A 25,793-nucleotide genomic window follows, 5' to 3' on the forward strand; every position below is an offset into this window, starting at 1 on the left:
CACGCGCATGACTTGGCCTACCCCAGTATCGCTAAAAGGCGCGCATGTTCATTTGGTGCCGCTTGAGGTCATCCATTGCGATGATCTGTCTGGGGCAGTGGGTGATCTGCATCAGCTTTGGTACACAACCGTGCCATCGCCTGAGGGCATGCGTGCAGAAATCGAGCGGCGTTTGTCATTGCAGAGCAACGGCCAAATGACAGCTTTTGCGATTTGCACCCCTGACGGGCGCGCTGTGGGCATGACCACCTATATGAATGTCGACCCGATCAACAAACGCGTTGAAATCGGATCAACTTGGATTTCAAAAGACGTGCAGCGGTCCCATTTGAACACTGAGGCCAAGCTTTTGTTGCTCACACACGCTTTTGAGGTTTTGGACTGCATCGCGGTCGAGTTGCGCACACATCGCCTAAACACGCAAAGCAGACGTGCGATTGAACGCCTTGGCGCGCAACTTGATGGTATATTGCGATCACATATGGTGGTGGCAAATGGTACGATCCGTGATACAGCCGTGTATTCGATCACGGCAGCTGAATGGCCCGCGATCAAAGCGGGACTGTTAGGAAAGATAAGCACATGACCCCTGAAAACGCGCTGACCGCGCTCCACGCCGAGGCTGATGAGGCCCGCGTCACGAAACTCAAAGCTCATTTTGGCGCTTCAGGGGATTACATCGGTATCGCACCTGGTCGTCTTGAAGAGATGGCCCGCGCTTGGCGCAAAGAGGTGGCTTTCCCAGAACGTCTTGAATTGGCTGCAACTTTATGGACATCTGGCATCCATGATGCGCGGCTTATGGCGGCAAAATTGCTGACCCAAGCGCGCATTTCTGACGATCAAGAAGTCTGGGCACATTTGACCGATTGGCTGGCCCAGGCTGGCAATTGGGCCGAAGTCGATGCGCTATGTGCGGCCTGCCAGCGCCGTTTGGCTGCCGATACGTCACGCATGAACAAGGTCTACAAATTGATGCGCCACGAGTCGTCGCTGCAACGGCGTGCGGCCTTGGGAATCACTGAATTCTTAGCCAAATCATCGCATCCGTCCGAACGTGAACAAATCGCGCTGGACCGCATTTGCGACTGGTTGCCCGAAGCCTTGGCCGATGAAAGCAAAGATGTGCACCGCACAGCGCAGTCATGGCTGCGATCCTTGTCCAAACACGACTATAAACGCGCCCGTGCGATCCACCGCGGTGGCAACGCGGCTGAGGACAGCGCAGAAGATGCTGGTGATGACGACGAGACGTTTGAGGGCTAAGTCGTTAGCTTTAGCCTTTCGTCATTCCAAGACCTAAAACATCTATGATCAGGAGCGCCGTTTGAGGGAAATCCCCTTGGCGCTCCAGATCACACCGCCGACAAGCACCCCCCAAAATGCACCGCTGACGCCGAACAGTGCCATGCCACTGGCCGCGATCAAAAAGGTAAGCGCGGGCGCTTCCATTTGGTCCTTGTTGCTAAATGCCCCCGACAGCGACCCAACCAAAGCTGGGATCAGCGCCAAACCTGCCACCCCCGTGATCAGTTCTGCCGGCGCAAGGCTCGCGATTCCCGCAACTGCGGTGGTCGCAAAGGCCAGCACCACATAGACCAGCCCTGAAACAATCGCCGCCCAATAGCGTTTGGCAGGGTCTCGTCCCGCGTCTTCCCCTGCCATCATCGCCGCTGTGATTGCGGACATGTTTACGGGGATCGCCCCAAAGGGCGCGATCAGCAGACTGGCGAAACCCGTGCCACGAATAAGGGCCGCACGGTTCACAGGGTAGTCGTGCAGCTCCATCACCGCGAAGCCCGGAATATTTTGCCCCGCCATAGTCACCAGATACATCGGCAAAGCGACAGAGATCATCGCATGCAAACTAAACACAGGGGTGAGCGCGGTAAATTCTGGCAACAAGGCCGAAGACGCAGGCGCAGCGCCGCCCTGTAGATCGACGCCAAAAACAAGCACCGCAACAAAGGCAATCACCGCAAAAGGCATCGCCGCCAATTTGTTCCACATCACCCCGATCAACCAAGCCGTCAAAACAGGCAACATCATAAGCGGGATCACCCCAAGACCAATCGCGGGGGCAAAGCACAGTTTCAGCAACACGCCTGCAAGCAATGCGTTGGCAATGGGTTTGGGGATCGCGGCCACAGCGCGCGCCAGAGCGGGCAAGACACCCGTGATCAAAATAAGCACAGCACAGATGATCAACGCGCCGGATGCTTCGGCAAAACCACCAGGTAACACAACCGAAGAGGCCAAAAACGCAGCACCGGGCGTGGACCATGCGATGGCCGCAGGGGTGCGGGTCAAAAAGGGAATCACAATGCTACAAATGCCCATGCCAAGCGTGGCAAAAAACAGCCCTGTGGTCGCCTGATCTGGGCTGGCCCCCATCGCGCGCATTCCGGTCAAAACGATTGTAAATGACGCAGCATAGCCCACAAAAGCGGCCAAAAGCCCCATCAATGCAGCCGAAAGGGTGAAATCACGGAACATAATAACTCGCCGAGAATAAATATTTCAACATAAGGCCTATTGTTTGCCCCTGCCCCGCACATGCGTGACGTCTTGCGGATATAAACACCGACACAACATAGGGGCAACCAAAACGCCATTGCAAATACGTTGCCCCGTGCCTGCACAATTGCGTCAACTTTGCAGGTCCCTCTTGGCCTTTGCGAATATCCTGCGTAGGGTCTTTGCCATGAACACACAGCCCTCTTTGACACAGCCCGCCCCACGCTTAATTGACCCTTTCGCACGAGAGATCAATTACTTACGTGTTTCCGTGACTGATCGTTGCGATTTTCGCTGTGTTTATTGCATGTCTGAGAACATGACATTCTTACCGAAAAAAGAACTTTTGACCCTCGAAGAACTGGACCGCATGTGTTCAACATTTATTGGGCTTGGCGTCAATAAATTGCGGATCACGGGCGGTGAGCCGCTGGTGCGTCGTGACATCATGAGCTTTTTCAATGGCATGACACGGCATTTGGACAGCGGTGCGCTGCACGAATTGACGCTCACGACAAACGGGTCGCAATTGGAACGCTTTGCAGATGATTTATTTGCCGCAGGCGTGCGTCGAATCAATGTTTCGCTGGACACATTGGACGCCGATAAATTCGCCCGCGTCACCCGTTGGGGCAAGCTGGACCAAGTGCTGCGCGGCATCGAAGCGGCGCGCAAAGCGGGACTGCGGATCAAGATCAACACCGTGGCGTTAAAAGGCTTCAATGAGGACGAAGTGTTCGACCTCGCCGCATGGTGTGCCCGCGAAGATATGGATCTGACCTTTATCGAAGTTATGCCCATGGGCGATTTAGGCGGTGAAGATCGCGTCGGACAATATTGGTCACTGGAAGAACTGCGCGACCATTTGGCAACGCGGTACACCTTGACCGAATTGACCGAGCGCACGGGCGGCCCTGCCCGCTATGTGCGGCTTGAGGAAACCCAACAAAAGATCGGGTTTATCACGCCGCTTACGCATAATTTTTGCGAAAGCTGCAACCGCGTGCGGATGACATGCACGGGCGAGCTGTACATGTGTCTGGGCCAAGAGGACAACGCATCCTTGCGGGACATCATGCGCAGTACGGTAGATGACAATACGCCACTGATCCGCGCGATTGAAGAGGCCATTTCTCGTAAACCCAAAGGCCATGATTTTGACTATTCACGTCAGCAAGAAGACGGCAAAATGACCCGCCATATGTCGCATACAGGCGGATAACAGACGAGGCGTGAAAGATAGACTTTACCGTCATAGACCCTATAATGCGGTACACGATAATGCAGTACACGATAATGCAGTACACGATAATGCAGTACACGAGGACGACCTCCCCATTTGGGCCCCAATTCGGGTAATTATCTGGGACGACCCAGACATGAAATGAGGGACATCATGCGCAACACTCGTGATCGTATTCGCCACGCACTCAGCTTTGAAATCATTGGCCTGCTTTTGGTGGTGCCGCTGGGGGCCGTCGGGTTTGGAATGCATATGCAAGACATTGGTGTTGTGGCGATTGCTGCCGCCACAATCGCCACGCTTTGGAACTATATTTATAACATTGGGTTTGATCGCGCCTTAAAACGAAAGCGCGGCACGGTGCATAAAACGATGCCCTTGCGCGTGCTACATGCTGTGCTGTTCGAAGCTGGGCTTTTGCTGTTCACTTTGCCTTTGATCGCTTTGTATCTGGGCATAGGGCTATGGCAGGCCTTTGTTATGGATTTGGCCTTTGTTGTGTTTTATCTGATCTATGCCTTCGTGTTTAACTATAGCTATGACAAAATTTTCCCCCTGCCTGACAACGTTTGATTTTGCGCCCCGATGCGGCAACGGCTCCGCCGTATAACGCCAAAAGCAACGATCACAGATTACCATTTAATCCTTGCCAAAGATTAAATATGTTCCTATTTTGTTCTTATGGGTAAAGTAGGAACATAGCCATGGCACGATCAGATGAAACATCGTCAAAAACGCATTACATTTGTCAAACCTATCTCGGCGCAACAGCGGGCAGCACGCAAGGCGGACTGAAAGTCGACAAGCTGATCGAATACTCAACCGCTTCGGCCGCAGAAGAGCGTGCAGAACGCGAATGCAGATTGCAAAATTGCATCGGCGCAGATGCTTATATGCTGATCGAAGACACGGATTCAGGCGAAGTCAGCCTGCCCGTGTTCTTGGCGCGTCACGGCATGGTGCCTGAGGTGGACGCCTTTTAAAGGCGACGCCAGAAATCCAGAGTGATCTTTAGTTTAAGAACACAACAGCAAAAAGCGCCAAGGCCGCAGGCAGGCCTTGCGTAAACAAAATCTTTTTAGACACCGTACGCGCGCCATAAGCGGCGGCTACGCAGATGCAAAGCAAGAAAAACACAAGAACATCGGTCTTGCCCGCAAACACGCCCCAAAACAGTCCTGCGGATAAAAAACCGTTGTACAGTCCTTGATTGGCCGCCAGCGCTTTGGTCGCTTTGGCAAAATCTTCAGTGGTGCCAAAGATTTTACGAGTGCGCTTATCTTCCCATGCGAACATCTCAAGATACAGAATATATGCGTGCAAGAAAGCAACTGCGACGCTCAATAGAATAGCGATAACGGACATGATGCCCCCTTCAAAGTAACGTTAAAGTGCTGCAAGCCGCGCTATGCGACAGGTAAACGGCTTTCAACCATTTCAGCGTACCATGACGCCCCCACGGGCAGGATTTCATCATTGATATTAAATTTAGGGTGATGCACGGGCGCGCTGTCACCATTCCCGACAAGAATATAGGCACCAGGACGCTCCTCAAGCATATAGGCGAAATCTTCACCGCCCATAATCAACGGTGCCACCTCACAGTTGCCAGCCACTTTCGTAGCCGCATCAATAGCAAATTGCGTTTCACGATCGTGATTGACCATCACAGGATAGCCAAGCATGTATTCCACCTCAATGTCAGCGCCAAAGGTCGCTCCGATGCCTTCTGCGATGGCTTTGACGCGGCTCTCGGCCTGCGCACGCACCTCTTTGTCCAGCGTGCGCACAGTGCCACGCAATTCAATCGAGGCTGGCAAAACATTATACGCTTTTGATGAGGTTTCAACCGATGTGACTGAGACCACAACCTGTTCAGTTGGGTCCACATTGCGCGAAGCAATGGTTTGCAAGGCGATCACCAAATGCGAGGCCACAACCGTGCTATCAATCGCCTCATGTGGCTTGGCCGCATGTCCGCCTTTGCCAATAACCGTGATCTTGAATTCATCAGCGGCGGCAAAAAACGGTCCAGGGCGAATGGCGAACTGCCCCAATGGCTGCCCTGGCCAATTGTGCATGCCATAGACTTCGTCAATGTTCCACCGCGCCATCATGCCCTCAGCGCACATCTCGCGACCGCCGCCCCCGCCCTCTTCGGCGGGTTGAAAGATCACCACGCAGGTGCCATCGAAATTGCGGGTCTCACACAAATACTGTGCCGCCCCCAACAACATCGAGGTGTGCCCATCATGCCCGCAGGCATGCATTACACCGGGGGTAGTTGAGGCATACTCCGCACCGGTTTCTTCCAAAATCGGCAAAGCGTCCATATCTGCGCGCAAACCAACGGTACGCCCAGATGCAGACTGCCGTCCTTTGATAATGCCCACGACGCCTGTGCGGCCAATGCCCTCGATCACCTCATCACAGCCAAAGTCGCGCAGTAAATCCGCTACCTTTTTGGCAGTGCGATGAACCTCGAACATCAGTTCAGGATGCGCGTGAATGTCTTGACGCCATTCGGCAATCTGCGGCTGCATATCGGCAAGACGGTTTTTAACAGGCATGAGTGGCTCCAAGCGATGGTGTATATCTAAGGTAAGCAATACGGTTTTGACCTCAAAGCGCAAGAGAGACAGCGCGCGCATTTGATCCCTTGGTCAATATATACGCAGATGTGAATAAAGAACGACACAGCCCGCTGCATCGTTGCAAACCTTTGTGATGTCCCCATCACCGCCAGTTTCACAGAACAAACACGTCAAACAGATACGCAGGCGCAAACAAAGTCCACCCTACCCCATATTCACAAATCTTAATCTATCTGCCAAAGAGGCATAAATCAAAAAAGACCGATTCCCGAACACGCTGCCCCAAAACGCACTACCCCAAAACACTCTGATCAAAGGACGCCCACATGTACGAACAGCTCGGACTAGACGTCGATCCACGCCAAGCGGCTATTATTTTCGGCCTTTTAATAGGCTTTTTGTTTGGTGGCCTTGCCGAAGCGTCGCGTTTTTGTTTTCGCCGCATGGTGGCGGGACCACGTGGCGAGCGGCGCGCAGCCTCTGGCGTTTGGTTTGCGGGTCTTGCTGTCGCAGTGATCGGCACGCAAATCGCCATCGCCCAAGGTCTGATTTCATTTGACGACCACAGGTTCTTTGCCGCTGATCTGCCGTGGTTGGCCATCGTGGTCGGCGGATTGGCCTTTGGCGCAGGGATGGTCTTGACGCGCGGCTGTGTGTCGCGTTTGACGGTTTTGGCCGGCACAGGCAATCTGCGGGCTGTCATTGTGTTGCTCGCCTTTGCCTTTGTTGCTCATGCTACGCTGAAAGGCGTTCTGGCACCTGTGCGCACCACACTTGGTGCTGTGACGTTGCCCTTAGATAACGCAAGCTTGTCCGGTAATCCTATGATCTGGAGCGCGATTATCGTGATCGCAGCTCTAGCAATTGCGCTGCGCTCTGGGGCCCGCAAACGTGACATGGTGCTTGGCGCTTTGATCGGCGCTTTGGTCCCGCTGGCTTGGGTTGGCACCGGATATGTGCTGTTCGATGAATTCGACCCTATCGCGATGGAAAGCCTATCATTCACATCGCCTGCGGCTGAAACCTTGTTCTGGGGCATCGCCTCATCCTCTATTCCTGCTGGCTTTGGCGTTGGACTATTGGGCGGTGTGGTGGCGGGCGCTTTGGTGGTGTCCGTACTCTTTGGTCGGTTCCAATGGCAAAGTTTCGAGACCCCACGCCAAACAGGGCGCTATTTTGCGGGCGCCGCATTGATGGGCGTTGGTGGCGTCTTAGCAGGCGGCTGCACCATGGGCGCGGGCCTGTCGGGCATTCCCACACTGTCTATCGCTGCGATCTTGGCTGTGATCTCGATTGCGATCGGCGGCAAGCTTACGGCGCAGCTTTTGCGTGATGGAGTGCCTTCAAACGGCGCAACCCAAACCACACACAGCCAAGCACCAGCGGCGTAATCCCCGCCAATGCCAGCCCCTTGCTGATGCCGAGGGGCTGCAAAAACGGATAGATCGCATAGCCCACAAGACCCACAGCGTAATAGCTGATCGCGACCACAGACAGGCCTTCGACTGTTTCTTGCAATTGCAATTGCAGATTGGCGCGGCGATCCATCGAGGCCAGCAAAGCCTGATTTTGCATCTGCCGGTCCACATCCACCTTTGTGCGCAACAAATTGGCCGCACGCTCTGCACGGTCCGCCAAGTTTTCCAACTGACGCTTGGCGGCACTGACAGTGCGCATCGCAGGATCAAATCGCCGCATCATAAATTCCGAAAACAACTGCCCGCCGCCAAACCGCTCTTCGCGCAGCACTTCGATACGTTGCTCGACAATGGCGGCATAGGCCCCCGTGGCGCCGATACGAAAATTGGTTTGCGCCACCAGCCGCTCAATCTGTGTCGACAACCGCAAAATATCGCCCAGCATATCATCCGCCGGTCCCGCATCTTTGGCGGTCATTTGATCCATCAGCGCGGCAAGTTCGAATTCAATGTCTGCCGTCTCGCCATTGATCCGGCGCGCTTGGATCAGCCCGAGCATCGACATCGATTTATAGGTCTCGATCTCGCACAGCCGTTGCAAAACCCGACCGATCCGCTGCGTGCCGCATTCTGGGCGGGTGAACATTGCAAAGCGCATATGCCCGTCTGTGTCGATCCGAAAATCGGAAGCCACAGCCATTTCGCCATCCAGCACATAGGCCACAGCAAGGCTTTCAGGTTCCAACCAACTGCGCAAACGCTTGCGCGCCCAGTCTTCGGATTGCAAAGGCTCGATCCGCAAAATCGCAGAGGTCACGCGCTGCCCCGGTGCTGCATCCAGCCAATCTTGTGGAAACAAATCAAACGTACCGTCATCAAACCGTGTGTCAGACACCCCATCGGTGAACAAAGTATAGGTCACGAATTCGGTGTGGCTTTCCCATTTCAGGTGATACTTGCCCAATTCGCCCATGAAATGCGTGGCCTCTGGCGCGGGGTGCGCAGCACCAAAGCGATCCAACAAGGCAATCAGATGCGCACGGTCCAAGGCGCGATCACGCCGTGCGGCATCGCCCGCACTGCGGATGGCCAAATAAGCCGCCCGCGACGGAGCATTCAAACGTGGAAATGGGCGAGCGTGCAGCTCATTCGCCAACTCATAGCGGCGTGGGTGATCTATAATGGGGGCCATTTTGGGTCTCGTGCGTATGGATTTTCGTCACATTAGATCCAAAACGCCCCTCTAGATAGAGATATTTCGTCGCATATCAAAGGCTTATCGGAATACCAACGTATACCGAACCAGACCTAAGCCATCGCGGCGCTGAGTGCTGCATCCATCAAATCCTTGATATCCGCTTCCCGCGTGCCCGCAACAATGCGTCCAAGCTCTGCATCCCCTTTCAGGGCGACCAAAGTAGACCGGCGTGGTACTTTAAGGCGTTTCGTCAAATCAGAGCGGCCATATTCATCCCAATCTACAGCGATAAACGTGATCCATTTTTCATAGTCGGGATTTGCGGCTTTGAGCCTATCCATAACGCGCTCTTGTGCAGCACAGGTTGTGCACCAAGAGGCTTTGAAATCCAGAAACACGGTTTTACCCGCGGCCAGTTCTTGGTCCACAAGACCCGGTGTGTAAGCCGTCGCGGCAAAGGTGGCCCGCCCCAAAGCAGAGGCCACACAGGCAGCAGCGGCGGACACAATAAAATCACGGCGTTTCATAGGTATCTCCTTAAAAGGTTAGAGAGCAACGGAAAGATCAATCAGCCAAGCGGGTAGGTTTTGCACCGCCCAAAATTCAATCATGTGATGGACTTTGAACAGCAATCCCAGCCCGACCAAGACAAAAACAGCCCCCAAAAGCGGACGGGACTTTTCAGCCATCGCCTGCATCAGGCTTTGCCGCCGTACAAACCACGACCGCGCACCGTAGCCCAAAACAAGGATAATCGTAGAGACGCCAAAGGCAAAGAACACCATGATCATCGCCGCGCGCAACAGGTTTTCGCCTTGGCTTGCCAAAGCGATGGCACCGCCCAAAGTTGGTCCGATACAAGGGCTCCACACAGCGCCAAGAAGTGCGCCAGTGCCAAGCTGACCCAATGCGGTTTTACGCTGCATCTTATCAATCCGCGCATCGGCGGAATTGGCAAAACCCGATGTGAGACTGGAAAACTTGGCCGACAATGGCGGCACCAGTAAAATGATGCCAAAGATCACCATCATCCACGCACCAATCTGGCCCAAACGCTGTTCATCCAAGCCGATAGAATAGCCTACAGTGGTGACAAACATGCCAAAACCGACGAAAGACAGGCTCATGCCTGCTGCCATATAAAGAGGGCCACCTTTGCCCGCTTGCAGCGCACTGGCCAGAACAATAGGCAAAATCGGCAAGACACAAGGGTTGATGAGCGTCAAAAGGCCCGCAGCATATGCAAAGATAAATTCCATGCGCAGACAATGCCCTGAATGACACGGACCTGTCAGCCAACAAAGCGCTGACGGGCTGTAACGTCCCTGTCAGGAGCTTGAAACAAAGCATGGCGGCAAGGATCCCCCCTGCCGCCATGCACATTGGAAAAGTTAAATCGCGTTATTCCGCTGGAGGTGCGCCAACGCCGTCTTGTGCTTCGATACCTTCAGGCGGAGGGCCACGTCGTACATCAGACGCATCACAGATAAGCCCGCTGTCCTCAGAGGCGCAGCCCGTTTCGGCCTTAAAGCATCCCACGATGGCGTTGCTCGCAGCTTCGCCCGCATGATAGTGATAAGGCATACCGTCTGCCGCATGACCTCCGCAATTATCAAGCCCAGTGATCACCTCACCGGCCGCGTCAAAACGGCTGTAAATGTCGTGGCCATCCATAGCGATACCAATTTTGACGGCATTTTCGGTGACATCCTCTGCATCATGATCGTGGCTATGTGCAGTCTCGACACCGGGCAAACAATCACGCACCGAATGATAATGATACCCGACATGGGTGTTCACATGCCCTCCGCAGTCATCAAAAGCGGCAATCGTGTGGGCGCTTAGGATGGCCTCGACAGGTGCGGGCCCATCAAGGCGCACACCGTTATAGGCCAAGCCTGATCCAGATTCGCGGGTGTCTTGGTCGCTGGTAGCCAAATGCGGTTCCAGCGGGATCACATACGTCATAGAGGCATCATCGGCCATGTATTCAGGCAGACATTGCACGCAGTGGTTTTGAAACTCTTCGGCCACATCAGGGCGCGCGGCGGCTTCGCAGGCTTCTTTCGTATCAGTTACACGAATTTCGCCGGTTTCAGGGTCATAAAGCTGCCATTCGCCATCATTGTACAACTCATCAAGCGTGGCGATAAAATCGCCGTCAACATCCATCACCTTGCCATCAGCAAACCAAATGCCGCCTTTGCTGGCGTCATCTTCGATATTGGTCGGGCACCATGGACCGGGGGTGTAATCTTGTGGCTCTGGTCTAACTGTGATCGAAAAGCACTTGGTCTGCGTGCCTTGCGACAAGGTGCAATCGACGATCTCGGGACCATTCAAGATCGCGGCTGTTGAAAAGAACGCCTCCAATTCAGCGATACGATCCATTGAAGCGTGGTCATCATGGGCAAAGGCGGTAAAAGGGGCGACAGCCAAGACGACGCATTGGCTTAAAAAGGGAAGTTTCATAGATTATATCCATCCTGTCACTGACATAGCGCAACTGTGTGACGGCTTTGTTGGCCGCGATCTGCACTGTTCACTTTTATGTTACGTCACAGAGCAAGATTTCCGTCGCATTAAATTTGTTTAAGGACAAAAAATGGTGTGTCAGTCAGATGCGGCAACAAAAAAGGCGGCCCATTTGGACCGCCTTCTCTTAATTATCACACAGTGCCTTAGTCGATTTTAGGCAGCAATGCGTTCACAGAATCCTTAGCATCGCCGTAGAACATCCGTGTGTTTTCTTTATAGAACAACGGGTTTTCAATACCGGAATACCCAGTGCCCTGACCACGTTTGGACACGAACACTTGCTTGGCTTTCCAGACTTCCAGAACAGGCATGCCCGCAATCGGTGAGTTTGGATCTTCTTGCGCCGCAGGGTTCACAATGTCGTTGGACCCGATCACGATGACAACATCCGTTTCTGGGAAGTCCTCGTTGATTTCATCCATTTCCATCACGATGTCATAAGGCACGCGTGCTTCCGCCAGCAAAACGTTCATGTGGCCCGGCAAACGCCCCGCAACGGGGTGGATGGCGAAACGCACGTTTTTGCCTTTGGCGCGCAGTTTGTTGGTCAACTCGGACACCGCCGATTGAGCCTGCGCAACAGCCATGCCATAGCCTGGCACGATGATGACAGAGTCTGCTTCATTGAGTGCATTGGCAACGCCATCCGCATCAATCGCAACCTGTTCGCCTTCCACTTCCATCTGTGGACCCGTTGTGCCGCCAAAGCCGCCCAAGATCACAGACACGAAAGAGCGGTTCATCGCCTTACACATGATGTAGGATAAGATCGCACCGGAAGACCCCACAAGTGCGCCCACAACGATCAAAAGGTCGTTGCCCAAAGAGAAACCAATCGCCGCAGCCGCCCAGCCTGAGTAGGAGTTGAGCATAGAGACAACCACAGGCATATCAGCGCCGCCAATGCCCATGATCAAGTGGTACCCAATGAACAAGGCAGCCAAGGTCATGATGAACAATGGCAAGAACCCACCAGTGTTGAAGTACCAGATCAAGGTGATAGCAGAGATCGCCGCAGCACCCGCATTAAGCATGTGCCCCCCTGGAAGCTTAGAGGCATTCGAGGACAATTTGCCCGCAAGCTTGCCGTAAGCCACAACAGAGCCGGTGAAGGTCACAGCGCCGATAAAGATGCCCAAGAACAATTCAACGCGCAGGATGTTGATCTCAACCGCTGTTTTATGCGCCAGCAAGCCAGCAAAACCGTCAAGCGTTTCGCGTGTTGCATGATCCATGCCCAAAACGCGACCAAGTTCGATATGCGCAATCAAGCCCACGAACACAGCGGCCAAACCGACCAACGAGTGCATCGCCGCCACAAGCTGTGGCATCTCGGTCATTTGAACGCGTGTGGCCACAACATACCCAATGGCACCACCACCTGCGATCAGCAGAAGCGACAAGAACCAAAGGCCAGCGCCTGGTCCAACAAGTGTTGCCGCCACGGCCAAAGCCATACCAACAATGCCGTACCATACAGCGCGTTTTGCGCTTTCTTGCCCTGACAAGCCCCCCAAAGAGAGGATGAAGAGGACTGCCGCGACCACATAGGCCGCTGTCGTAAATCCGAATTCCATAATCCTATACTCCTTAAGATTTCTGGAACATGGCAAGCATGCGCCGTGTGACGAGGAAGCCGCCAAAGATGTTGATGCCCGCCATAAAGACTGACAAGGACGCCAATAGGATCACAAGGAAAGACCCAGACCCGATTTGCATCAAAGCACCCAAAATGATGATCGATGAAATCGCGTTGGTGACCGCCATAAGTGGTGTGTGCAGTGAATGCGCCACGCCCCAGATGACTTGGAACCCGATGAAGACAGACAGAACGAACACAATAAAGTGCTGCATAAAGCTGGCCGGAGCCACAAGGCCGACAGCCAACAACAAAGCCGCACCCACAGACAATAAGATCACCTGATTTTTGGTTTGTGCTTTGAATGCCGCCACTTCAGCGGCGCGTTTTTCTTCTGCTGTCAGCTCAGGCACAACCTCTTTGGGTTTGGCTGCGATGGCTGCAATTTTTGGTGGAGGCGGTGGGAACGTAATTTCGCCCTCGAATGTGACTGTCGCACCACGGATCACATCGTCTTCCATGTCGTGATTGATCTGACCGTCTTTTTCTGGGGTCAAATCTGTCATCATGTGACGGATGTTTGTGGCATACAAAGTGGATGCTTGCGCAGCCATACGTGATGGGAAATCGGTGTAGCCAACGATTGTAACGCCGTTGTCTGTGACGATTTTCTCGTCCGCGACTGTCAGCTTACAGTTGCCGCCTTTTTCCGCCGCCAAATCCACGATGACAGAGCCAGGCTTCATGGCTGCAACCATTTCAGCGGTCCAAAGCTCAGGCGCTTCACGGTTTGGAATAAGCGCTGTGGTGATCACGATATCGACCTCAGGGGCCAATTCTAGGAACTTGGCCAATTGCGCTTCGCGGAATTCAGGGCTGGACACAGAGGCGTAGCCACCTGTCGCTGCACCATCTTGCTGCTCTTCTTCAAAATCCAAGTAGACGAATTCAGCGCCCATAGATTCGACTTGTTCGGCCACTTCTGGACGCACGTCGAAGGCATAGGTGATCGCGCCCAAAGATGTGGAGGTACCGATCGCGGCCAAACCGGCCACACCAGCACCGACAACCAAAACCTTCGCTGGCGGCACTTTGCCTGCAGCTGTGATCTGGCCGGTAAAGAATCGACCAAAGTTGTTGGACGCCTCAATAACCGCACGGTAGCCCGCGATATTGGCCATGGATGACAGGGCATCCATTTTTTGCGCACGGCTGATGCGGGGCACCATTTCCATCGCGATGACATTGGCGCCTTTGGCTTTCGCCGCTTCCATGCCTGCGTCATTTGCCGCAGGGTTGAAGAAGGAAATCAAGGTTTGGCCTTTGGTCAAACGTTTGAGCTCAACAGCTTCAGGTTGGCGGACTTTGGCAACGATTTCAGCGGCTTTCCACAATGCTGCTGCGGTTTTCACCACCTCAACACCAGCCTCTTTATAATCCTTGTCAGCAAAACCAGCCAGCGCGCCAGCGCCCGTTTCAATAACACAGTCGTAGCCAAGCTTTTGCAGCTGTTTGGCACTGTCAGGCGTCAACGCGACGCGCGCTTCGCCTTCATATAATTCCTTAGGAATACCGATCTTCACGAATTTTTCCTCTTTTCCCCAGTCAAAATTTTTTGACATCCCACAAGTCCTACCAGAACAAAAAACAAGCGCAACATTGTTGCGCTAACATTCCAATCTTTGAACACTCTTGTTCATTCGTAGAACAGGTGCAGCCCATAGCCCTTAAGCGGCGTGCAAAGCGTTTTTCGCGCCACTTAAAATCATTGGTTGTAAAATGCCTCCTCCAATTCTTTCGTCTGACCCAAACGAAAGACAGTCGAGCCGCAACTTAAATCGCAGTCTAATGCAAACAATACAGAAAGAAAGTTCAAAATGGTATACCATTTTGAAGATCGAATTATAATATCGAAAATATACCTCGCTAAATGCTGTGCGAATAAGACTATTAAAATAATTTCGACATTCAAAAATGATGTAGACTACATATTATGAAGATCCGCCCCCTCACCCATGCCGATGCCGACCGTTGCTATGACGTGTTTTTTCACGCCGTGCATGAGAGCACGGGGGCCTTTTATACAAAAGAACAACAAAATGCATGGGCCCCACCCCGCGCCTCTGCCCCCAGTGACTGGCCTGAACGCCTAACACAAGGCTATGCAATAGCAGCTAAACGCTGGGGCAAGATCGTGGGATTTATGACAATGGGCACGGATGGCCACATCGATTTCGCCTATGTACTGCCAAATGAAAGGGGCAAAGGCACCGCTGTTTCTCTTTATAAAGCCTGCGAAGTCGAGGCGCGCAGACTGGACCTGACAGTGATGGATACAGAAGCCTCGCATCTGGCCAAGCGTTTTTTTGAAAAACACGGTTGGCAGGTCACCGCACGACAAACGGTGATCCGCGATGGCGTCGGTATTGAAAACTTCCGAATGGAAAAAAGCCTTTAGGCGCTGGCCAAAGTTTTATGTTTGCGCATTGCATAGGCACGCGCCGCATCCCCAAACGCACCAAACAGTGCCTTGGACACGGGATCAAGCCCTGCACGCCATTCAGGATGCCATTGCACAGACAGCGTAAAGCCCAGCGCATCTTTGATATAAATGGCCTCAGGCGTGCCATCAGGTGCGTAACCGTCGATCACCACACACGGTCCGGCGTGCTTGATGCCTTGGCCGTGCAACGTATTGGTTCTGACCGTCTGTGCGCCTAAGAGTTTGTGAAACACACCGCCTTGCGCAAACGTCACATCGTGGCGCAGCTCGAATTTTTCTTCCAATGTGCCATCAGGGGGCATCCGGTGGTTGTCGCGCCCGTCAAGGTCACGGATTTCAGGGTACAAAGACCCACCCATCGCCACGTTGACCTCTTGAAACCCGCGGCAAATACCGAAAAACGGCTGACCGCGCTCCACACAGGCGCGCACCAATGGCAGGGTCAGTTCATCACGCAAACGATCAAAAGCACCATGTGCATCGGTTTCAACCTCGCCGTATTCAGACGGATGCACATTGGGGCGCCCGCCTGTCAGCACAAAGCCATCACAAGTGGCCAAAAGTTCGTCAACAGATAGCATATTTGGATCGGCAGGGACCAACAGCGGTACGCAGCCGGACACATTGGACACGGCATCCACATTCATCTTGCCACTGGTGAACACAGGGTAATCCTCGTTCAAAACGTCGCTATTTCCGATGATACCAACGATGGGCCGTGCCATATGAAATCCTTATCCTGTCGTTGCAATATTCTTAACATAGGCAACAGTGCCGAGATGAAAAGTCAGAACGACGCGCAGGGGATATGCAATAGGCGCACAGAGTGATCTGCGCGCCTAGGGTGATTAGATTTTAATCTATCGTTTGTTGAAAAATGGATTTAGCTTTCGGCGGTAAAACCGGCAGCCTCAATCCCCACCTGCCCCGCAGCTGCGTCATTCTCAGATGTGTCCCCTGTGACACCGACAGAGCCAATCACTTTGCCGTCAGCGGATTTCACCAAAACACCACCCTGCACAGGCACAACCGTGCCGCCCAGCGCGGTGTTCAGCGCGTTTAGAAATTCCGGGCGCTCTTTGGCCATTGCGTTCAAGGTCGTGCCAGACATGCCCATCATAACAGCGCCGTAAGCTTTGCCATGAGCAATCGCATAGCGCGCAGGCGAGGTGTCATTGGCCCGCGCAAACGCAATCGGGTGTCCGCCTGCATCCAGCACAATCATCGACAAAGGTTTCATACCATGTTCCACCCCATAAGCTGTGGTGGCTGCAATCATTTGTGTGGCGGCTTCGAGAGTAATCGTGGTCATATATTATCCTTGGGCTTTCAATTCTAGGCGACGCGCATGCAGCACGGGCTCGGTGTAGCCAGAGGGCTGAACGCGCCCTTTGAACACCAAATCACAGGCAGCTTGGAATGCGATACCATCGAAATTCGGAGCCATCGGCGTATAGAGCGCATCGCCCTCGTTCTGGCGATCCACAACAGCGGCCATTTTTTTCATCGCGGCCATCACTTGGTCTTCGGACACGACCCCGTGGTGCAACCAGTTGGCCAAGGCTTGCGACGAAATCCGACAGGTCGCGCGATCTTCCATCAAGCCGACGTCGTGAATATCCGGCACTTTGGAACAGCCCACGCCCTGATCGACCCAGCGTACAACGTAACCCAAAATGCCTTGGGCGTTGTTTTCAATCTCTGAGGCGATTTCAGCGTCGGACCAATTCACGCCTTGGGCCACTGGAATCGTGATCAAATCGGCCAGCGTACCACGGGCCCCGCCTGCTTTGATTTTGTCTTGCACAGCCATCACATCAACCTTGTGGTAATGTGTGGCGTGCAAGGTGGCCGCTGTTGGCGATGGCACCCAAGCGCAGGTCGCGCCAGATTTCGGGTGACCGATTTTGGCTTTTAGCATATCCGCCATCAAATCCGGCATGGCCCACATCCCTTTGCCGATTTGCGCTTTGCCTTTCAGCCCGCAAGCCAAACCGATATCAACATTGCGGTCCTCGTAAGATGCAATCCAAGGCTCCGCTTTCATGTCACCTTTGCGGATCATTGGTCCCGCTTCCATCGAGGTGTGAATTTCATCCCCAGTGCGGTCCAAGAACCCAGTGTTGATAAAGGCCACACGCGACTTAGCCGCGCGGATACATTCTTTCAAGTTCACTGATGTGCGGCGTTCTTCGTCCATGATGCCCAGTTTTACGGTATTTTGCGGCAAGCCCAAAATCGCCTCAACACGGGTGAAGATTTCATCTGCAAAGGCAACCTCTTCTGGCCCGTGCATCTTGGGCTTCACCACATAAACGGATCCTGTCACAGAATTGCGCGCGCCGCCTGTCTTGTTCAGATCATGCATGGCGATCAGCGTGGTGAACATCGCGTCCATCAAGCCTTCGCCCACCTCGCGGCCCTCGCTGTCGGTCACCGCAGGGTTGGTCATCAAGTGGCCAACGTTGCGCACCAACATCAAGGCGCGGGCTTTCACAGGCAGATCCGATCCATCGGGTGCGATAAAGTTGTCATCACCGTGCAAGGCACGGGTAATGACTTTGCCACCTTTATTGACCTCTTCGGTCAGATCGCCCTTCATCAAGCCAAGCCAATTACGGTAAGCGCCGATTTTTTCTTCCGCGTCCACAGCAGCAACAGAATCTTCACAATCCATGATCGCAGACATGGCGCTTTCCAACCGTATGTCGGCAATGCCCGCAGAGTCTTGTGCGCCCACTGGGGTGCTTGGGTCGATCACAATATCGATCAACAACCCATTCACACGCAGCAAAACATGCCCCTCTTTAGAACCTGCCAATTGATCAGGATTGGACAGGCCAGTGTCGCCCTTTGAACCACCCGCAATCATCATTCCATCTTTGACGGACAGCGCGGTCACATCCGCCCAAGAGCCACCCGCCAATGGGGCCACGTCATCCAAATGCGCCTTGGCCCAAGCAATCACACGCCCGCCACGTTCGCTGTCATAGCCCTTGCCCGTCGCCACATCGCCCAGCGCGTCGGTGCCATACAAAGCATCATAAAGCGAGCCCCAGCGTGCATTGGCGGCGTTCAAGGCATAGCGCGCGTTGGTGATCGGGACCACAAGCTGCGCACCTGGGATCAGCGCCATTTCAGGGTCAGTGTCTGTTGTTTCGATCTCAAAATCTGCGCCCTCAGCCACAATATAATCAATCTCACGCAAAAACGCCTCATAGGCTGCGGCATCATGCGGCTGACCTTTGCGGGCGATATGCCAGTCATCAATCTGCGCTTGAATGCTTTCACGTTTGTCCAACAGCTTGCGATTTTTCGGCCCAAGATCATTCACGATCGCCGCAAACCCCGACCACACAGCCTCAGGCGTGATGTCCAATCCGACAAGAGCTTCGTCTTCAACGAAGCGCACAAGATCAGTTGCAATGTTTAGGCCGAAAATTTTGGTGGTATGGCTCACGGAATCATCCTCTCGGGTTGGGATCGCTTTAAGGCGAACCGTAGGCAGGAAAGCGAGGTTCGGCAAGGGTGGTCATATTTTTTTACCAAAATGATTAAATATAAATCGACTGCTCGAAATCTCATCAAATATGTGACCCTCTGCTCTGTACGGCCTTATGTGGCTCTGTGCGGCCAAACGCCCTAAGACCATCGGTGACTTGCAGCCCCCTCGACTGCGGACTAACCTCTGGCTTGATCACGCATTTCAAAGTGAAAGCCCCTATATGACAGCCCTCGCCCCACAAACTATTTTTCTCAAAGACTACGCCGAGCCTCACCACTGGGTTGAGACCGTGCACCTGACTTTTGCCTTGGCCCCTCGTGCCACGCGGGTAAAGTCGAAAATCGTCTTTACGCCGAATACAAATAACCTTGGTGATCTGATCCTCAATGGCGAACAACTTTCACTGAAATCTGTAACCGTGGACGGCGCGCCTGTAGCTTATGAGGTCACAGACACGCACCTGACTGTGAAACAAGCTGATTTACCGAATGCCCCTTTCACGTTTGAAGCCGAGGTCGAAATTTCACCTGAAACCAACACGGCGCTTGAAGGGCTTTATATGTCCTCTGGCATGTATTGCACCCAATGCGAGGCCGAGGGCTTTCGCAAAATCACCTACTACCCCGACCGTCCCGACGTGATGGCAGTCTTCACCGTGCGCGTGGAATCCGATCTGCCGGTGATGCTGTCCAACGGCAATCCGCAAGCTGCGGGCGCAGGCTGGGCGGAATGGCATGACCCTTGGCCCAAGCCCGCTTATCTGTTTGCTTTGGTCGCGGGCGAGCTGCTGGCGCATTCCGGTACATTCACCACGATGTCGGGCAAAAATGTCGATCTGAATATCTATGTGCGCAAAGGCGACGAAGACAAATGTGCCTTTGGGATGCAGGCTTTAATCGATTCAATGCGCTGGGACGAACGCGTTTATGGGCGTGAATACGACTTGGACATCTTCAACATTGTCGCTGTAGATGATTTCAATATGGGCGCGATGGAAAACAAGGGATTGAACATCTTCAATTCGTCTTGTGTTCTGGCCTCGCCTGAGACCTCTACGGATGCCACGTTTGAACGGGTCGAGGGCATCATCGCCCATGAGTATTTTCACAACTGGACTGGCAATCGCATCACCTGTCGCGATTGGTTTCAGTTGTGTCTCAAAGAGGGCCTGACGGTCTACCGCGATCAGATGTTCTCAGGCGATATGCGCAGCCATGCCGTTAAAAGGATTGAAGAAGTTCTGCAATTGCGCGCGCGCCAGTTCCGCGAAGACAACGGTCCTTTGGCCCATAACGTGCGCCCTGAAAGCTTTGTCGAGATCAACAATTTCTACACCGCTACGGTTTATGAAAAAGGTGCTGAAGTCATCGGCATGTTGCGCCGCTTGATCGGGGATGAAGCTTATTACAAAGGTTGTACGCTCTATTTTGATCGTCATGACGGCCAGGCTGTCACCATCGAAGATTGGATCAAGGTTTTTGAAGAGGTCACAGGTCGCGATCTTGCACATTTCGCACAATGGTATTCCCAAGCGGGCACGCCGCGCCTGACTGTGAACGAGACATGGGACAATGGCACGCTCACATTAAACTTCACTCAAAGCACCCCCGCAACACCAGGCCAAGAGGTTAAAAAACCACAAGTTCTGCCGATTATGGTCGGGTTGATTGCCCCTGATGGCACCGAGGTTGTGCCAAGCACCGTGTTGGAAATGACCGAAAGCGTGCAGAGCTTTACGTTTGACGGCCTATCCGAGCGCCCCATTGCGTCCATCCTGCGCGATTTTTCCGCGCCCGTGATTTTACAACGAGACATGGATGCCAAAACCCGTGCCTTTTTGCTGGCCCACGACACCGACCCGTTCAACACATGGGAAATGGGGCGGATGCTGGCGAAAGATACGCTTGTGGCGATGATCGTTGACGGTGTCGAGCCCGCACGCGATTACTTGGATGCGTTGAAATCTATGGTCACCGATGCGACCAAAGACCCTGCCTTCCGCGCGCTATGTCTGGCTTTGCCATCACAAGATGACATGGCGCAGACCCTGTTCGATGCGGGTGTGACGCCTGATCCGATGGCGATTTACGAGGCGCGTGAAAATCTGCGCCATATCTTGGCAGCCGAGTTGAAAGACGATCTGCCCGCGCTTTATGCCGCCAACGATGCGGGCGCGTTCAAGCCTGATGCGGATGGGTCTGGTAAACGGTCCTTGCGCATGGCGGTTCTGTCGCTGCTGACCTTAAATGACCAAGGGACTGCCGCGCAAAACCTGTTCGAGACAGCCGATAATATGACCGAGCAGGCTGGTGCTTTGACCGCGCTTTTATCTGCGGGCATTGGCCAAGAAGAGCTGGCGAGCTTTTATGCGCAGTGGTTCCACGACCGTCTGGTGATGGACAAATGGTTCATGATGCAGGTGGCAGCGGCCGCACCTTTGGACGCGGCACGCATCGCCGAGACATTGACGGAACACGCTGATTTTAGCATGAAAAATCCCAATCGTTTCCGCGCCGTATTTGGTGCGCTTGCGGGCAATCATGGCGGTTTTCATGCCCCTGATGGCGCTGCGTATAAATTATTGGCAGACTGGCTGATCCAATTGGACCCGCTGAACCCGCAGACTACAGCACGCATGTGTGGCGCGTTTGAGACGTGGAAACGCTATGATGCGGATCGTCAGGACATGATCAAAAGTCAGCTGAAACGCATTTTGGCCACAGAAGGCCTGAGCGGCGACACCACCGAGATGGTAACGCGCATTTTAGGCGCCTAACACGCAGCCTCCCCCGTCTATCAGAGCTTTCTAAGCTATGGCGGGGGAGGTGCCAAAAGTGGTTTTGACCTCAAAGTGGTCCTATACGACGTTCTTCGGACAGTAAGACATTCGCCTCGACATTTCCCACACCTGGCAATGTCATAATCCGCCGCCTCAGTACTCTTTCAAAATCGGGCAAATCCTGCGCCACCACACGTAAGCGATAGTCATAGACTCCCAAAACATGCTGTACGGTTTGCACCTCAGGAATAGCCGAAACAGCGCGTTCAAGGTTTTCCAAAGACACACGTCCTTTGGTGGCCAGCTTGATGCCTAAAAACACGGTCACCCCAAAGCCCAACTTTTCCAAGTTCAAATCAACGCGGCGCGGGCCGAAAACGCCCGCCTCGCGCAGTCGCTTGATCCGCCGCCACGTGGCTGGCTGACTTAGACCGTAGTCGCGCCCCAATGCCCCTGCCGATTGCGTGGCATCTTCACATAAGGCGCGCACCAAAGCGCGGTCGATTTCGTCCAACTCAAGCGTCATAAGGGCACCTCTTGGCGTTCTTTCACCTGCGCCACATGCATCAGCGCCTCAATGTCAGAAATATGCGGCAACGTTAAAATGTGGTCACGATACAGGCGTTGGTAATCTGGCATATCGCGCGCAATGATCAGCAATCGCACATCCACTTGCCCCAAAAACGTACCTATTGAAATCACTTCAGGCACTTCGCGTGCAGCGGCTATGAATTCATCAAAGGCGCGGGGTTCGGTTTTATCCAGTGTAAAGCGCAATGACACCTCGACCGCATACCCAAGAGCCTGCCAATTGACTTGGTCGTGAATGGCGCGGATCACGCCCGTCTCACGCATCTTTTCGACACGGCGCGCAAACGTGGCCCCTGTCACCCCTGCGCGTGCCGCCAAAATCACTACGGATTCTTCAGGATCGGCTTGCAATTGTCGTAAAATCCTACGGTCTGTATCGTCTATCGGCATGATTTATTCACATATGTATATTTTCAAGAATGAATTTAACACAAATATGCATAATAGGTCAAATTTTGAACTCGCACTTGGCGGCGTTTTCACTATTGTCGCTCTCAGACGATTCAACACGACTGAACTCAATAAAAGGAGCGCCGATATGCGCGTTTATTACGATCGCGATTGCGATGTAAATCTCATCAAAGAAGCAAAAGTTGCCATCTTGGGCTACGGTTCTCAAGGCCACGCGCACGCGCTGAACTTGCGCGACTCTGGTGCAAAAAACGTTGTTGTCGCACTTCGCGAGGGCTCTTCCTCTGCCAAGAAATGTGAAGCTGAAGGCCTGACAGTTATGGGCATCGCCGAAGCGGCGGCTTGGTGTGATGTGATCATGTTCACAATGCCCGACGAGCTTCAGGCTGAGACATACAAAAAATACGTGCACGACAACATCAAACCAGGTGCAGCCATCGCGTTTGCACACGGCTTGAACGTACACTTCGGCTTGATCGAGCCGAAAGAAGGCGTTGACGTGATCATGATGGCGCCAAAAGGCCCAGGTCACACAGTGCGCGGCGAATACCAAAAAGGCGGCGGCGTGCCTTGTCTTGTGGCTGTTGACACCAACGCATCTGGCAAAGCGCTTGAAGTTGGTCTGTCTTACTGTTCCGCTATCGGCGGTGGTCGTTCTGGCATCATCGAAACAAACTTCCGCGAAGAGTGTGAAACTGACCTGTTCGGTGAGCAAGCTGTTCTGTGTGGCGGTGTTGTTGACCTCATCCGTTGTGGTTTTGAGACACTTGTCGAAGCTGGCTACGCACCTGAAATGGCCTACTTTGAATGTCTGCACGAAGTGAAACTTATCGTAGACCTGATCTACGAAGGTGGCATCGCGAACATGGATTACTCCATCTCGAACACAGCTGAATACGGTCAGTACGTCACTGGCCCACGCGTGATCCCATACGATCGCACGAAAGCTGAAATGAAACGCGTTCTCGAAGACATCCAATCCGGTAAATTCGTGCGTGACTTCATGTTGGAAAACGCAGTTGGCCAGCCAACTTTGAAAGCGTCTCGCCGTGCAAACGACGAACACCTGCTCGAAGAAACAGGCGCGAAACTCCGCGGCATGATGCCTTGGATTTCAGCCGGCAAAATGGTCGACAAAGAGCGCAACTAAGCGTTTTACGACCTAAGACATTTGAAAGGCCTCGCAGTTTGCGGGGCCTTTTGTTTAGAAAATGCCCCCTTGCGAGACTGCGCGTTGTGAATGCCGTCTGAGTTGGGTAACAAAGGCCAACAACAGGCCATTCCCTCGCCCTGCCCCACAGAAAGCCAATCCTCATGTCTGATCCGCAAATGAAAGTGGTCATTGTGACCCCTGAAATCCCTTACAACACCGGTGCCATCGGGCGGACCTGTGTGGCTTTGGGGTTGGAGCTGATTTTGATCAAGCCTTTAGGGTTTTCACTGGATGAAAAAGCCGTGCGGCGCTCTGGCACCACCTATTGGCAGCATGTGCAATTGACCGAGTACGACGACTGGCAAAGTTTTCTAGACGACCGCAAACCAGCCCGCGAGGCCTTGCATTTCTTTGAAGAACACGGTGCGCAAAGTTTTTACGAACCTGACTATCCCCAAGACGGGTATTTGGTGTTTGGCTGTGAATCCAAAGGTCTGCCTGAGACGGTCTTGAGCGGCATGGAAGATCGCGTCTTCAATCTGCCGATGCGCAATCCCGTTGTGCGCTCGCTCAACTTGGCGAACACCGCCACGGCTGTGATCTATCAAGCCATGCGTTCTCAACTGGGCGGTTGATCTACGAAACGACAGACCATGCGCGCCAAAGGCGCAACATTTTGAAATCATGCAACGGCACGGGTCAATTTTGCGTTTGAGACTGCGCAAACCTCGCATAGGCATAAGAAAACACTCAACCAGGCAGGTTTTCGATGATGCAGGTCAAAACATCTTTAACAGCGCTGGCGCTTATACTCGCCCCAACACTGACACTGGCTGAAGGATCAATCGCCCCTGACGTGCTGCAGATCCCATTGGCGTCCACCCATTTCGGGTCGTGGTCGGAGTCCGATTTCAACGAAATCAATCCCGGCCTGATTTTCACATGGGTCGAACGCGCGGGCGATTTGAATTATAGCTTTGGGGCTTATAAAGACAGTAAATCTGCCACGGCCTTACATGCCTCTGTCGCGAAAATGTGGGACATAGCTGAGCACACCCAAGCGGGCATTGTCGGCGCGTATATTCATTCCACAGGCGAGGGCTTTACCGGCTTTGCGCCTTCGGTTCAGCTGAACCACAAGTATCTCTTTGTAAACGTGGCCACAGGGTATGACGACGACGGGGTTTACGGCGTGGTGGGCACGGGTCTGACTGTTCCGCTCGGCAAGTAACCGATCAAATATATCTATCTTATGAAGTCCGCCCGCGACAACGCGTGCACCTGATCCATCTTGCCCAAAGTGCGCAGACCTGATCAAAGTGTCGCAACGCTGCAAAGGATCGCCCGATGACAAACCCAACAGACCAAGAGCTTGCCCAAATCAACGCCGACCGTGCGCGGATGTTTACATGGGCGTTTTGGAAAAGCCTGTTGCAAGGGCGCGAAGGCTTAGGCGACACATTCTGGGCGGGCAATTATCTGGCTGGATTGCTGTTTTTGCCCATCGTCATCGTGATGCTATTTGTGCCGTTTTTTTACGGCCTGATCGCACCAGCCTTTGTGATGTTTGGCCTGTACCTCTTGGCCGTCGCCCGCGCGGTATGGCTTGCCAAACCAAAGGGCGATAGCGGCAAAGGGACCAAAATCATGGCCAAAGTGTACAAATTCATGGCCTTGGTCTGGACCTTGCTCAACGCGATTTGCGTGATGGCCGTCTCGCCCTACTCTGCAGGACAATAAACCCTCAAAGGGTGGCAGCCTCTG

Annotated in this window: 26 protein-coding genes; 12 read left to right on the forward strand and 14 right to left on the reverse strand. The window is 53.5% G+C overall.

Annotation, left to right across the window (positions count from 1 at the left end):
* The first annotated feature begins 7 nt into the window (after nt 1-7).
* Nucleotides 8-586 carry a GNAT family N-acetyltransferase gene (locus KO503_RS06685; RefSeq protein WP_215990764.1) on the forward strand — a complete coding sequence of 193 codons (579 nt, stop codon included), beginning with the start codon at nt 8-10 and terminating at the stop codon, nt 584-586.
* Nucleotides 583-1,266 carry a DNA alkylation repair protein gene (locus KO503_RS06690; protein ID WP_215990765.1) on the forward strand — a complete coding sequence of 228 codons (684 nt, stop codon included), beginning with the start codon at nt 583-585 and terminating at the stop codon, nt 1,264-1,266. Before KO503_RS06685 ends, KO503_RS06690 begins: the two co-directional genes overlap by 4 nt.
* Nucleotides 1,267-1,314: 48 nt before the next feature.
* Here KO503_RS06690 and KO503_RS06695 read toward each other — a convergent pair whose 3' ends face one another.
* The gene (locus tag KO503_RS06695) at nt 1,315-2,496 is read right to left on the reverse strand and encodes a benzoate/H(+) symporter BenE family transporter (protein ID WP_215990766.1); all 1,182 of its coding nucleotides are present in this window, start codon (nt 2,494-2,496) and stop codon (nt 1,315-1,317) included.
* Between the two features lie 208 nt (nt 2,497-2,704).
* Here KO503_RS06695 and moaA point away from each other — a divergent pair, with 208 nt between their 5' ends.
* The 3 genes from moaA to KO503_RS06710 all read left to right on the forward strand — a co-directional run bounded on the left by moaA (nt 2,705) and on the right by KO503_RS06710 (nt 4,743).
* Nucleotides 2,705-3,739 (forward strand): GTP 3',8-cyclase MoaA, encoded by a 1,035-nt coding sequence (gene moaA, locus KO503_RS06700; protein ID WP_215990767.1) that lies wholly within the window; start codon nt 2,705-2,707, stop codon nt 3,737-3,739.
* A 174-nt stretch (nt 3,740-3,913) separates the two neighbouring features.
* The gene (locus KO503_RS06705; protein ID WP_215990768.1) at nt 3,914-4,333 is read left to right on the forward strand and encodes a PACE efflux transporter; all 420 of its coding nucleotides are present in this window, start codon (nt 3,914-3,916) and stop codon (nt 4,331-4,333) included.
* Nucleotides 4,334-4,464: 131 nt separating this feature from the next.
* On the forward strand, nt 4,465-4,743 hold the full coding sequence (locus KO503_RS06710) for a hypothetical protein (protein ID WP_215990769.1): 279 nt from the start codon (nt 4,465-4,467) through the stop codon (nt 4,741-4,743).
* Nucleotides 4,744-4,771: 28 nt separating this feature from the next.
* On the opposite strand, the gene KO503_RS06715 is transcribed toward KO503_RS06710, so the two are convergent.
* Both KO503_RS06715 and KO503_RS06720 read right to left on the reverse strand, forming a co-directional pair.
* Nucleotides 4,772-5,125: a DUF1304 domain-containing protein gene (locus KO503_RS06715; protein ID WP_215990770.1), complete on the reverse strand. Its 354-nt coding sequence runs from the start codon at nt 5,123-5,125 to the stop codon at nt 4,772-4,774.
* 41 nt (nt 5,126-5,166) lie between these two features.
* Nucleotides 5,167-6,330: a M20 aminoacylase family protein gene (locus KO503_RS06720; protein WP_215990771.1), complete on the reverse strand. Its 1,164-nt coding sequence runs from the start codon at nt 6,328-6,330 to the stop codon at nt 5,167-5,169.
* Nucleotides 6,331-6,680: 350 nt separating this feature from the next.
* Here KO503_RS06720 and KO503_RS06725 point away from each other — a divergent pair, with 350 nt between their 5' ends.
* Entirely contained in the window at nt 6,681-7,745 is a 1,065-nt protein-coding gene (locus KO503_RS06725; protein WP_215990772.1) for a YeeE/YedE family protein, read from the forward strand.
* Here the strand turns inward: KO503_RS06725 and KO503_RS06730 are convergent.
* The 6 genes from KO503_RS06730 to KO503_RS06755 all read right to left on the reverse strand — a co-directional run bounded on the left by KO503_RS06730 (nt 7,666) and on the right by KO503_RS06755 (nt 14,670).
* Complete coding sequence (locus KO503_RS06730; RefSeq protein ID WP_215990773.1) at nt 7,666-8,964, reverse strand: DUF3422 family protein; 1,299 nt, start codon at nt 8,962-8,964, stop codon at nt 7,666-7,668. The two genes, KO503_RS06725 and KO503_RS06730, sit on opposite strands and share 80 nt — an antisense overlap.
* Before the next feature lie 116 nt (nt 8,965-9,080).
* Nucleotides 9,081-9,497: a thioredoxin family protein gene (locus KO503_RS06735; protein WP_215990774.1), complete on the reverse strand. Its 417-nt coding sequence runs from the start codon at nt 9,495-9,497 to the stop codon at nt 9,081-9,083.
* An 18-nt stretch (nt 9,498-9,515) separates the two neighbouring features.
* Nucleotides 9,516-10,229 (reverse strand): cytochrome c biogenesis CcdA family protein, encoded by a 714-nt coding sequence (locus KO503_RS06740; protein ID WP_215990775.1) that lies wholly within the window; start codon nt 10,227-10,229, stop codon nt 9,516-9,518.
* A gap of 142 nt (nt 10,230-10,371) precedes the next feature.
* Nucleotides 10,372-11,442: a YHYH protein gene (locus KO503_RS06745; protein ID WP_215990776.1), complete on the reverse strand. Its 1,071-nt coding sequence runs from the start codon at nt 11,440-11,442 to the stop codon at nt 10,372-10,374.
* 209 nt (nt 11,443-11,651) lie between these two features.
* Nucleotides 11,652-13,085 (reverse strand): NAD(P)(+) transhydrogenase (Re/Si-specific) subunit beta, encoded by a 1,434-nt coding sequence (locus tag KO503_RS06750; RefSeq protein ID WP_215990777.1) that lies wholly within the window; start codon nt 13,083-13,085, stop codon nt 11,652-11,654.
* 13 nt (nt 13,086-13,098) lie between these two features.
* Nucleotides 13,099-14,670, reverse strand: a complete 1,572-nt coding sequence (locus KO503_RS06755) for a Re/Si-specific NAD(P)(+) transhydrogenase subunit alpha (RefSeq protein ID WP_215990964.1) — start codon at nt 14,668-14,670, stop codon at nt 13,099-13,101.
* A gap of 410 nt (nt 14,671-15,080) precedes the next feature.
* Here KO503_RS06755 and KO503_RS06760 point away from each other — a divergent pair, with 410 nt between their 5' ends.
* On the forward strand, nt 15,081-15,545 hold the full coding sequence (locus tag KO503_RS06760) for a GNAT family N-acetyltransferase (protein ID WP_215990778.1): 465 nt from the start codon (nt 15,081-15,083) through the stop codon (nt 15,543-15,545).
* On the opposite strand, the gene KO503_RS06765 is transcribed toward KO503_RS06760, so the two are convergent.
* The 3 genes from KO503_RS06765 to KO503_RS06775 form a co-directional block, all read right to left on the reverse strand.
* A complete protein-coding gene (locus tag KO503_RS06765) occupies nt 15,542-16,315 on the reverse strand; it encodes a gamma-glutamyl-gamma-aminobutyrate hydrolase family protein (protein WP_215990779.1) in 774 nt (257 codons plus the stop codon). The two genes, KO503_RS06760 and KO503_RS06765, sit on opposite strands and share 4 nt — an antisense overlap.
* Before the next feature lie 158 nt (nt 16,316-16,473).
* Nucleotides 16,474-16,902, reverse strand: coding sequence for a GlcG/HbpS family heme-binding protein (locus tag KO503_RS06770; RefSeq protein ID WP_215990780.1), 429 nt, complete (start codon nt 16,900-16,902; stop codon nt 16,474-16,476).
* 3 nt (nt 16,903-16,905) lie between these two features.
* Nucleotides 16,906-19,050 carry a malate synthase G gene (locus KO503_RS06775; RefSeq protein ID WP_215990781.1) on the reverse strand — a complete coding sequence of 715 codons (2,145 nt, stop codon included), beginning with the start codon at nt 19,048-19,050 and terminating at the stop codon, nt 16,906-16,908.
* 265 nt (nt 19,051-19,315) lie between these two features.
* On the opposite strand from KO503_RS06775, the gene pepN reads away from it, so the two are divergent.
* Entirely contained in the window at nt 19,316-21,871 is a 2,556-nt protein-coding gene (pepN, locus tag KO503_RS06780; protein ID WP_215990782.1) for an aminopeptidase N, read from the forward strand.
* Nucleotides 21,872-21,941: 70 nt separating this feature from the next.
* Here the strand turns inward: pepN and KO503_RS06785 are convergent, their stop codons facing one another.
* Both KO503_RS06785 and KO503_RS06790 read right to left on the reverse strand, forming a co-directional pair.
* Nucleotides 21,942-22,400, reverse strand: a complete 459-nt coding sequence (locus tag KO503_RS06785; RefSeq protein ID WP_215990783.1) for an Lrp/AsnC family transcriptional regulator — start codon at nt 22,398-22,400, stop codon at nt 21,942-21,944.
* A complete protein-coding gene (locus KO503_RS06790) occupies nt 22,397-22,855 on the reverse strand; it encodes an Lrp/AsnC family transcriptional regulator (RefSeq protein ID WP_215990784.1) in 459 nt (152 codons plus the stop codon). The genes KO503_RS06785 and KO503_RS06790 overlap by 4 nt, the downstream gene beginning before the upstream one ends.
* Before the next feature lie 46 nt (nt 22,856-22,901).
* Here KO503_RS06790 and ilvC point away from each other — a divergent pair, with 46 nt between their 5' ends.
* The 4 genes from ilvC to KO503_RS06810 all read left to right on the forward strand — a co-directional run bounded on the left by ilvC (nt 22,902) and on the right by KO503_RS06810 (nt 25,769).
* On the forward strand, nt 22,902-24,026 hold the full coding sequence (ilvC, locus tag KO503_RS06795; protein WP_290122917.1) for a ketol-acid reductoisomerase: 1,125 nt from the start codon (nt 22,902-22,904) through the stop codon (nt 24,024-24,026).
* A gap of 164 nt (nt 24,027-24,190) precedes the next feature.
* A complete protein-coding gene (locus KO503_RS06800) occupies nt 24,191-24,664 on the forward strand; it encodes a tRNA (cytidine(34)-2'-O)-methyltransferase (RefSeq protein ID WP_215990785.1) in 474 nt (157 codons plus the stop codon).
* 134 nt (nt 24,665-24,798) lie between these two features.
* Nucleotides 24,799-25,260, forward strand: a complete 462-nt coding sequence (locus tag KO503_RS06805) for a hypothetical protein (protein WP_215990786.1) — start codon at nt 24,799-24,801, stop codon at nt 25,258-25,260.
* A gap of 116 nt (nt 25,261-25,376) precedes the next feature.
* A complete protein-coding gene (locus KO503_RS06810) occupies nt 25,377-25,769 on the forward strand; it encodes a hypothetical protein (RefSeq protein WP_215990787.1) in 393 nt (130 codons plus the stop codon).
* Nucleotides 25,770-25,793 lie beyond the last annotated feature (24 nt).

The organism is Pacificibacter marinus (assembly GCF_018860505.1).
In the GTDB taxonomy this organism is placed as follows: domain Bacteria; phylum Pseudomonadota; class Alphaproteobacteria; order Rhodobacterales; family Rhodobacteraceae; genus Celeribacter; species Celeribacter marinus_B.